At 38.2% G+C, this 1,454-nt stretch carries 1 protein-coding gene and 1 pseudogene; both read left to right on the top strand.

Features of this window, described 5'->3' with window-relative positions:
- A pseudogene (locus ACFFIX_RS27720) lies at positions 1–188 on the top strand (four-carbon acid sugar kinase family protein); the annotation flags it as partial.
- Between the two features lie 80 nt (positions 189–268).
- Positions 269–1,454 (top strand): thiamine pyrophosphate-binding protein (locus tag ACFFIX_RS27715; RefSeq protein WP_378939885.1); only part of this gene is annotated, 1,186 nt, incomplete at its 3' end.

Below are 1,454 nucleotides of genomic sequence, written 5' to 3'. Positions count from 1 at the left end.
TCTCTAAATCCGATGATAGCCTACGAGCTAAAATCAAAGATCATTTAAAACAAACAAAACATAAGTTTATCGTTTTAGATGATGATCCAACTGGTGTTCAAACTGTCCATGATATTTTTGTCATTACGGTTTGGGGGATAGACTGGATTAAAAAAGATTTGTCTGATGAGAGAAGTGACCTTATATAGTATTTCAGGGCAATGTAGGAGAAAAAAATCGATTGCTCAAATCTTTGAAAATATTAAAAGATCAAAAGGGAGAGATTTAAATGGCTAAACAAAAAATGACAGCTGCAGAGTTAATTGCATTGTATTTAGAAAAAAGAGGGGTAAAACACGTTTACGGTGTACCAGGAGCTGCAATCTTACCATTCTATGATGCAGTAAAAGAATTAACTAAAATCGAATCATATGTTGTTCGTCACGAGCAAACGGGTGCTTTCATGGCTGACGGTTACTCAAGGGCAACTGGTGAAGTTGGAGTGTGTGCTGCGACTTCAGGTCCTGGTGGAACTAACTTCTTAACAGGTCTTTACAGCGCATGGATGGATTCTATTCCAATGATTGCTATTACGGGTCAACAAAAAAATAGTTTAATTGGAACAATGCAATTCCAAGAAGCTCCTATTGTTGAAATGGCTAAGCCTGTAACAAAAGCTTCATACCGTTTAACTGATGGTTCAAAAGCTGCAGAATTTATCCATGAAGCATGGGTAACAGCTACTACTGGTAGAAGAGGTCCAGTTCTTCTTGATTTACCAGTTGATCAACAAAAAGTTGAAATCGAAGTTGATATAGATGCACTTATCGCTTCTACTCCAGTGGATAACTTACCACAAGCTACTGACGCTGATATCGAAAAAACGTTAGAATTATTAAAAGATGCTAAAAGACCAGTATTACTTTCTGGTGGTGGAGTTAATCTTGCAAACGCTACAGCTGAATTAAAAGCTTTAGCTGAAGAGCTTCAAATCCCTGTTGTAACTTCTGGTATGGGTATGGATACATTCCCTAACGATCACCCATTATTCGCTGGACGTATGGGAACAATGCTTGATACTCCATTAGGTAACAAAACAATTGTTGAAGCTGACTTAGTAATCAACCTTGCTGGACGTTTCGCTGACCGTTCTACTGGTAATGTTGCAGTATTCACACAAAACGGTAAGAAAATTATCCACGTAAACCTTGATAACAAAGAAATTGGTAAAGTTGTACCAACTGCTTTAGGTATCGTTTCTGATGTTAAAACATTCATGGTTAAGCTTGCAGAAGTTCACCAAGCACTTAGCGCTCCTGTCGCTGCAACTGCTGAAGCAAGTACTAAATTGGACTTAACCGAAGAGCGTAAAAATTGGGCTCGTAAAACTGATTACACTACACTTCCAATCAGACAAGAACGTGCTCTACAAGAACTTCGTGAATTCTTAGATCGCGATGCATTTGCTTCACATG

The sequence above is a fragment of the Metabacillus herbersteinensis genome (assembly GCF_042433335.1).
In the GTDB taxonomy this organism is placed as follows: Bacteria; Bacillota; Bacilli; order Bacillales; family Bacillaceae; genus Metabacillus; species Metabacillus herbersteinensis.
This window is presented reverse-complemented; position numbering and strand designations above follow the sequence as displayed.